Below are 7,927 nucleotides of genomic sequence, written 5' to 3'. Positions count from 1 at the left end.
CGATGATAGCAACAGGCAATGAAGCAGGCATCAATGTATTTGATTACTTTACGCGACTGCAACGAGATGCGGATGATGCAAAAAAGCATCCTGAAAAATACCTACCTTGGAATTATCTCGACCAATAGCAATAATAAACCGCTCATAATCAAGCAATGCTTGGGCCAGTGGCCTAAGTATTGCCGTGCCTGAAATTTAAGAAACCAGATTTTTTGCTTTATTACTTATGTCACGCCATGCTGCCGTAAGCTCACCTACCTCCTGCATCCATGCAGTCGTATGCCGTCTGCTGACTTCTGCTTAATCACATGCCAAGTTACCCCGTCATGCGCTACCGGTTTCCATCTAGTTCGCTCTTTTCTGTCGATGAAGTTGAAAAGCCAAGGCACTTATAGACCAGAGCCTTACTGGTTAATGACCGATCGCGTGTTAAACAGATCTCCCCACTCTTTATTGGTAGAGAAGGAACATGAACTTTCTTTGCACTGCTGCATCATTTACGGTGGCCATTAGATCACGTGGTTTCGTCGTCTTGTACCCTTGCTTCGCGGGGCAGACCCTGCCAACTCACCTCTAGCCTACGCCTCATATGATGTTCTTGTTCATCAGCTCGCATTCTTTATCAATAAAAAGGCTAGCGGCTTCCTCCAGACCAAACCTTGCGATTAAGCCCTTGCCATTCGCTAGTAGTTAACGTTTAATAACAGTATGTTATTCTCTTTTAGAAAGAGTAACGGTGACCTTCCTACAGAGGACTTTCACCTCATTAGTTCATGCCCATGCTGGGCGTACACAAGGCGCTGCACTCGGACAAAATAAGCTGCGTTCGTTTCTCGCTCCGCTTTATTTTGCCGGTGAGCTAGTCGTTATGTACTTTTCTGAAATCCTTCCTACAAATCAAACTTGTGCACAGTGTCATTATGCGTTAGTCTTTGTCTATGGATGCACAATGGGACAGTGCAAGTTGCAATGCCATTAGAATTTAAAGATAAGTGGTTAGAGCAGTTTTACGAGGATGATAAACGACATCGTTTAATTCCAAGTAGCATAGAGAATGCTCTATTTCGGAAGCTAGAAATCTTAGATGCAGCTCAAGCTGAATCAGACTTAAGAATTCCACCGGGTAATCGTTTTGAACATCTTGAAGGAAATCTTAAAGGTTGGTGTTCAATTCGAGTGAACAAACAGTATCGTTTGATTTTTCAGTGGGTTGATGGTGTTGCACTAAATACTTACTTAGACCCACATCAGTATTGAGGTAACGACTATGCGTAAGACAAAACGTCGTCCAGTTAGCGTTGGGGAAATGTTAAAAGTTGAATTTCTTGAACCTATGGGCATCACATCAAAAGCGCTCGCTGAAGCGATGGGCGTACACAGAAATACGGTGAGTAATTTGATTAATGGTGGTGTGTTAACAGCTCCGGTAGCAATCAAGTTAGCAGCGGCATTAGGCAACACACCAGAATTTTGGCTTAACATTCAACATGCAGTTGATCTTTGGGATACGAGAAATCTTTATCAAGAAGAAGCAAAGTTTGTAAAACCGTTGTTTGTTTCGCTGGAACAAAGCGCACGTACATAATCGGGTAGCCGGAGGTATCTAGCCTCCAGCCCCCACACCACCCTGCATGCGGCTCCGCACACGACTGAATGGATTCAGGAGGTAGAGCAACGCAGGAGCATGTTGCCGAGGGCGGTTCATTTAGAACCCTTAACAGCTTGGGCACTGTGACACGCGATTACTGTTTGATGTCTACGCACCTTATGTGGCCAATGCGTCACGCTTTGATGGCAGTGCGTTTGAATCATTAATGAAAAGGAGGGACTGGGATAACAACCGTGAACACTATAGACCCTTTAACTAGGTCTAAAGTGGTTTGGATTAAGACCTCATAGTAATAGATCAAGTGAGCATGCCAAACACTGATAACGCAGCAATGGCATCTCGACCAGCAAAATCTAATCCAGAAAATCTTCAAACATCTCAAAACCCATCATATCGTTCAACTGTCGCTGATGGGCCCGTTGACTTAACTGTTTACGTAAAGCCTGTACCGTAGTCAGACTATTAATCTTAGCGTATAACGCTTCAGATTCAACAATCAACAATGCACCATATTGTTCCAACGTTTTTGCACGCGATGCCTTAGATCCACCACCAAAACGACGCCAAATTTCTGATTTAATGTCGTTACCATGCTGCATAAATTGATGCTCTTGATTCAGTAATGCAATTTTTGAATGCAATGCGCCCTCAATTCGCTTTAGCATGTCATCATCTGCGGTGAGTTTATATTCGGGTAGATGTTCTTGTGCCATCATCAGTAATGAGAGCGCATCTTTATCTTTTTTAGCCTGCGAAAGCAGCTGCTTTAAGTCTTTCTTTAAGGCTTTTTTCTCTGGATCTTGCTCTTTATCAGGATGAAGTTGATTGGCGAGTTGTCGATACAATTTCGTCATTGCCTTGTCTTCAAATAATGATGAGTCCATCGGTAATTCAGACTCATCATTTCCAAATGAAAAGTCATCATTCATGTCCCAATCTGGTCCATCCCACTCAAAATCATCTTCATATTCATTTTCTGAATCAGAATGAATATCTTGGCTCATCATGTCTTGCATATACGCTTGAAAACGTTCAGGTTGATGAATCATATCAATTAGCTCTTCGTCGCTTAATGGCAAGTACTGACCAAACATGGCAAACAGATCTTCTCGAAGCGCCTTAAGTTCATCAACACTAACATCTAGCTTTGGCATGCTCGACTGATAATCAATCAATAATGACGTAAAATGCTCACGCAGCTCAGTCGTACTAATTGGATTAAACGGATTTGCCTCAAGTATGGTTAATTCCTCTTGAATCCAATGATAAAGCGTTTCCCTTTGGTTACCTTTAATCGTTTTACGTGGCACAAACGTCAACAAATGCCGGATCCACGTTGCGGTCGCTTTGCAAACAACGTGTTCTTTTGACTCAATGAGCGGTTTAAACTCTTCATAAAAATCATCTAACTTAGCTTGATAGCGTTGATTACGCGTTTGTTTTTTTTCGACGTCTTGCCACAATTTTTCAAGTTTTTGCGACTTTTTTTTGGATTGATGAAGAGCTGTGTCATCGATAATGGTCATTAATGTCATGCAGAGTACCCAAGTGAAACTTATGTTTATTTAATTAAATGTATTAACAATAATGATATCGTTTCATCAACCTTCACGCTAGATTTTGGCGACTAAATGGATGTAACAACCACGTACAGGGCACAGTAATTGTCACCGCCCTAGCAGCGTAGCGCCCTATTCTTAATATCTAGAAACTCGCAGGCTCGCCAGAGGGTCGAGAGTCTAGCAGTGACGAAGTCACGCCCTCACACCTAGAAGCGTAGCGGTATGCTTAGTAGGTGTCTCTCGATTGCTTCAATCATCGACTTGGTAAGTGGTAAATGCGCTTTTTCTCTCGCCCATACCTCATGAAAGCCTGTTACGGTTTGCTTGGCGGTATCTAACACCAATTTTTCTGGCAGCATGGCCTTAGCGGCTAAGTGTGATAACTCATCCAACGTGAAATCGCTGAATTTTTTGCTACGGCTAACCTTGAGCGACGCACTATCATCAGGGATATAGGGAATGGTTGAGACAAAGTCATAAGCAGGTGCAATCGATGCGGTGCGTTTGTCTTTATAAATCACAGACCAATTCTTCAAATGCATATCGGCATTGCCAATTAACGTATTGAACACTAACCTACGCGTAAATTCTGCGATGTCCTCATCTTGACCTTCGATACCAATAACCTGAGCAATATTCCGCATACTGGCTTTTTTGTATTTATCTTGAGGATAGACACCAAAAACTTGTGCAAAGTCCTCAATATGTACAGCTTGACCATCAACACGGTCAAAGCGTTTTATCGCAAAGGCCTGAGCATTTTTAAAAGAATTGCCATATTTGCCGACGCCTTCAGGAATATTGGCAATCTGGTCAATAGAAAGTAGCTGAGTCTCTGGCACCTCCATTCCCAACATTCGAGCCAATTCCATCATCGAATATTCATTTTCTGGCACAGCCTCAAATCGAGACGACGGCAATTTCACAATCCAAGAGCCACCTTTACCCGTAGCAGGAATGGTCAAACCGCCGTTTACTTGTTGTAAGGCTGAAAACTTCAACTGCACACCCGCCAATGAAAAACGCATTGGCGCTTCAACTTTCGTATCATCTTCAATGTCTTGATGCACATTAGGTGGCAGCGCTTCACCATCGGCCGCTTCAACCGTGATCGCACCGGCTAAATCCTGCCCTAGCACCCACAGTAGAAAAAATTCCCGCGCAGGGTTCACACCGGCACGCTCTGCAAGGTAATGGCGCATGGTTTCTTCTGGCAAAAGATTAGAGAAAAACGGGGTTAACTTGGTTTGGGTCGGTTTGAAATGGGTCAGTAAGCCACCTAGCGGATCTTTAAAACCAAGCCCTAACACGGGCCGTGAACCATCATTAATGTATGGATCCATAAAGGCAAATAGCGTTCTGTCATTGCCCACATTAGTGATCGTTGCGATGGGTTCACCATAGAGCAAAACGTTTAACGTAGAGACATTATTAGTCATCGTCGTATTCCTCTAACTGGTATGCTGGCGACATTGGCTCACTTTCATCACTAAGACCGTTATTATGAGTCGCGTTACTACTTCGAATGATCGACTTAATTGCAGGAACAGTCTTTCTAGGTGCGACAAATAACTCTAGGTCGAGTACGCGGGCAAGTGCGATCAAACTGGACATTCTTAAATCAACGTTACCAGACTCAATTTTCGATATATGGCTTTGCGGTACACCCGAACGAGCGCTCAGCTCTCTTTGGCTAAACCCCTTACGTATCCGAGCGTCTCGAAGGCTCCCTAATATCTGCTCTGTTACATAGTTCATTTCAATATATCTTAATGTATCAATGAAGAAAAATTATATATAAAAACATATCACTCTCGCCAAAAGAACACAAGAACGATTAGTTATTGCACATCAACAAAGGTATAGCGATATATTATTATAGATAAAACATAACGCGCTCACTTGCTGTAAACAGGTGGCCAATGGACAGTATTAGAATAGCTTACAAAATACCTCGTTTTTAAGGATCGAGTCTTTAGTCACATTCGCTCGGTGTGATCCCGCTTCATCAGGACCACACCATCACCCGTTGAAGCATGGTTCTGAGACACGTTAAAAAGTAACCATAAAAAATTCTCCAGACTTAGGTGCTTGCGAGGGGTTAATGTTCAGTAATATTTTTGACGTGGTAGATAAAGCGATTTTTCTCAAAAAAAGCTCAGATCTGTGTATTGGTGTCAGAGATATTTTAACTGCATGCCAGATCTCGAATGCTGCCGAGCATAAGTTAGCCTTGAAGCGAATTGAACAATTATGGAATGCAAAACCTGATACAGGACTGGGAAATGAACTAGATAATTTAGTTGACATTGTTTGCCAGTATGAAGAGCAATTATTGAGCTAGAGGTGAGGACACAAGATCTGGTACTTAGCTGTACTAGGATCATGCTCTTTTACTTAGGGCGTTCTGTGGTCACAAAATGGCGCTTGACTTTTTGAGCGTAAATCGTGTCAATAAATAGTGTAATAGCTATTTTATGTGCTAATATTGTTTCAATAAATTAGTTTTACACTCTTTATTGAACCGAAATGGATGCATTATGCCTAAAGCAATTACGCTTCAAATTAACTACGCTTTTGAGTGGCATGATGTTGCGACTATCGAGTTTGCAGAACGCCTTGATTCAAACTTTTGTCGACTGGACTATGAAACAGATCATGTGTTTGCACACTATGATGATTTTGCAGAAACCGCAGTCAGCGTCTCTTTGCCAAACGACACCATGCCCTATCGAAATAATAAAAACTGGTTTCGTTTTTTAGATGACATTATTCCCGCAGGCTCAAGTCGTAAATATTGGCTACGAACACTGCGCTTGCTCGATGAAGATAAGCTTACCAGGAATTTTATCCTGTTATCTCAAGGTACTATCGCACCGATAGGCAATATCAGGGTGAAAGAGTCGGTACCCGCTATTATTATGAACCCAATACCAGTAACGTTTAGCGTTGAGGATGTCTGTAGGCTTGAAGTCGACTTTATCGAATACGCACAAGCCAATGGAGCCGCTGCCGGCGGAGCGTCTGGTGCTGGTGGTGCGGCGCCTAAATTACTTCTTCGTTGTGATCCAGCTGACAGAGTGTGGATCGATACCTTTCAAGATAATCCAAGTAATGTAGACACCCGATACTTAGTTAAATTTCCAAGAGGAAGCGCAAGTATCGACCACGATATTTTAAGGGCTGAGTTTCACTTCTATCACGAACTTAACGCGCTTGGTTTCGATACTATACCCATTGATGAAATGCGGTTGATAGAGAGCGAGGTCCATCACTTTGGTTGCCAAGGTTCGATGTTGCAACAATAGGCAATAAACAGCAATTGCTTGGTATGGAGTCAGTTTACTCTGTTTTAGATATTGCTCCAGCGACTATGATGGAGCATGGCGAGGTGATCCGCGCTTTGATAGAAGTGTTTACTTTAAAAAGCGATAACAGTGAAACTACAACGTTTCTCGATGTAGAGGATGGAATAGCCGCGTTTGTTATCGAGTGGGTTCGCAGGGACTTGCTTAATATTGCTTTTGGTAATTCCGATAATCACGGTCGTAATACGTCATTCATCAAGCAAAACAATCACGTATCCCTCGCGCCTATCTACGACTTTGCCCCCATGAAAGCCGATCCAGAAATGATATCAAGGACTTTTATATGGGGGGCGGACCTTGAATTAGGTGGACAATATGACTTTGTTAAAATCGCTAATAGTCTTGCCGATCTTATTGAGCCAAAAGCCCTTTTAGATGCATTGGCTCAAACAGCAATAGAATTAGTGGAACTCAAGCAAAGGCTGGGAAACCGAGGTGTTCCCCAGTCTATTCTCTCTTTCCCAAGTATGGGGTATGAAAATTTAGAGAAGAAATTCAAAACTTGGAAACTACTATGACAGAAAAAGCCAAAATGTTAGCCCAAGATAATCGTCATGGCCGACTACCACTTGCTGCGAAGCGTAAAAAATTGCCGAGCTCTGTCAAAGATGAGCTTATGAAAAGTATTTGCATTGAGCTTATTACCAGTCAGATCACGACGGGTAAAGCCTTGCAGAGGTTGCGTACTGAAATGCTATTCGCTAATCAAGAGCAATATGCCAAAATGGTTGGCATTACAAGGAAGGCATTATCTGAGATTGAGGGAGATAAATCGAAAGCTAGCGCATTAGTTTTAGGCAAAGCCCTAAGGGGGGTTGGACTGGAGTTATTAGTCTTACCAAGAGATAAGTTTTTACAAGGTGAAATCATCAGTTATCAAAGCGCAACTGATGGTTCTGGCAGTGAGTAATCAAAGTTTGATGTGGGAACTGAGAAAAAAAGCAACCTGGTCTTTAAAACAAGAAGCCAATTGCTATTTAAGTAGACGTCTAGATCTATCCTTTAAGCCATCAAGAATTGTATCCCTTATATGCACTGGAAAATCTTTTGGTAACTGTGAGTTAACTTTAGTGATGACTGAGTCAACTGAATTGGCTATCTCATTCATGATATCAGCCATAGTTGAAGTATCAAAGCCAACGGCTTTTGCGGTTTGAACGAGTGATCGATGCAATCTCGCTTGCTTTAGCTGCGAGTCAAGTCGAGCGATGTTGACTTTACTATTCATTTCATTATCATGATACTGTACATAATTACAGTAAAAGGTAAGTATGCTAACCGGTATCAAATTACGGGCGAACCCAACATCTAATCAAAAGTTGATCTTAAGTCAGTGGATGGGTTGCGCTCGATTAATTTGGAATGCCAAGGTTGATGAAGAAAAGTAT

General features: G+C 42.2%; 11 protein-coding genes. 7 read left to right on the top strand and 4 right to left on the bottom strand.

The genetic code is table 11. The annotated features are described in order from the left end of the window. Positions 1-942: 942 nt before the first annotated feature. Positions 943-1,257 carry a type II toxin-antitoxin system RelE/ParE family toxin gene (locus tag IEW93_RS21290; protein WP_229706743.1) on the top strand — a complete coding sequence of 105 codons (315 nt, stop codon included), beginning with the start codon at positions 943-945 and terminating at the stop codon, positions 1,255-1,257. A 10-nt stretch (positions 1,258-1,267) separates the two neighbouring features. Next, positions 1,268-1,585 carry a HigA family addiction module antitoxin gene (locus IEW93_RS21285; RefSeq protein ID WP_188741208.1) on the top strand — a complete coding sequence of 106 codons (318 nt, stop codon included), beginning with the start codon at positions 1,268-1,270 and terminating at the stop codon, positions 1,583-1,585. Positions 1,586-1,962: 377 nt separating this feature from the next. Here IEW93_RS21285 and IEW93_RS21280 read toward each other — a convergent pair whose 3' ends face one another. The 3 genes from IEW93_RS21280 to IEW93_RS21270 form a co-directional block, all read right to left on the bottom strand. After that, entirely contained in the window at positions 1,963-3,144 is a 1,182-nt protein-coding gene (locus IEW93_RS21280; protein WP_188741207.1) for a molecular chaperone DnaJ, read from the bottom strand. 233 nt (positions 3,145-3,377) lie between these two features. Then, a complete protein-coding gene (locus IEW93_RS21275) occupies positions 3,378-4,610 on the bottom strand; it encodes a type II toxin-antitoxin system HipA family toxin (protein WP_188741206.1) in 1,233 nt (410 codons plus the stop codon). Next, entirely contained in the window at positions 4,603-4,929 is a 327-nt protein-coding gene (locus tag IEW93_RS21270) for a helix-turn-helix domain-containing protein (protein ID WP_188741205.1), read from the bottom strand. Before IEW93_RS21270 ends, IEW93_RS21275 begins: the two co-directional genes overlap by 8 nt. A 346-nt stretch (positions 4,930-5,275) precedes the next feature. Here IEW93_RS21270 and IEW93_RS21265 point away from each other — a divergent pair, with 346 nt between their 5' ends. The 4 genes from IEW93_RS21265 to IEW93_RS21255 all read left to right on the top strand — a co-directional run bounded on the left by IEW93_RS21265 (position 5,276) and on the right by IEW93_RS21255 (position 7,449). After that, positions 5,276-5,515, top strand: a complete 240-nt coding sequence (locus IEW93_RS21265; protein ID WP_188741204.1) for a hypothetical protein — start codon at positions 5,276-5,278, stop codon at positions 5,513-5,515. 196 nt (positions 5,516-5,711) lie between these two features. Beyond that, positions 5,712-6,479 carry a hypothetical protein gene (locus IEW93_RS22180; protein WP_229706742.1) on the top strand — a complete coding sequence of 256 codons (768 nt, stop codon included), beginning with the start codon at positions 5,712-5,714 and terminating at the stop codon, positions 6,477-6,479. After that, a complete protein-coding gene (locus tag IEW93_RS22175) occupies positions 6,452-7,057 on the top strand; it encodes a HipA domain-containing protein (protein WP_229706741.1) in 606 nt (201 codons plus the stop codon). The genes IEW93_RS22180 and IEW93_RS22175 overlap by 28 nt, the downstream gene beginning before the upstream one ends. Then, a complete protein-coding gene (locus tag IEW93_RS21255; protein ID WP_188741203.1) occupies positions 7,054-7,449 on the top strand; it encodes a helix-turn-helix domain-containing protein in 396 nt (131 codons plus the stop codon). Before IEW93_RS22175 ends, IEW93_RS21255 begins: the two co-directional genes overlap by 4 nt. 63 nt (positions 7,450-7,512) lie before the next feature. Here the strand turns inward: IEW93_RS21255 and IEW93_RS21250 are convergent, their stop codons facing one another. Further along, entirely contained in the window at positions 7,513-7,767 is a 255-nt protein-coding gene (locus tag IEW93_RS21250) for a hypothetical protein (protein ID WP_188741202.1), read from the bottom strand. 43 nt (positions 7,768-7,810) lie between these two features. Here IEW93_RS21250 and IEW93_RS21245 point away from each other — a divergent pair. Further along, positions 7,811-7,927: helix-turn-helix domain-containing protein (locus IEW93_RS21245; protein WP_188741201.1), on the top strand; the 117-nt coding region annotated here is incomplete at its 3' end.

Source organism: Shewanella inventionis (assembly GCF_014641855.1).
Lineage (GTDB): Bacteria > Pseudomonadota > Gammaproteobacteria > Enterobacterales > Shewanellaceae > Shewanella > Shewanella inventionis.
This window is presented reverse-complemented; position numbering and strand designations above follow the sequence as displayed.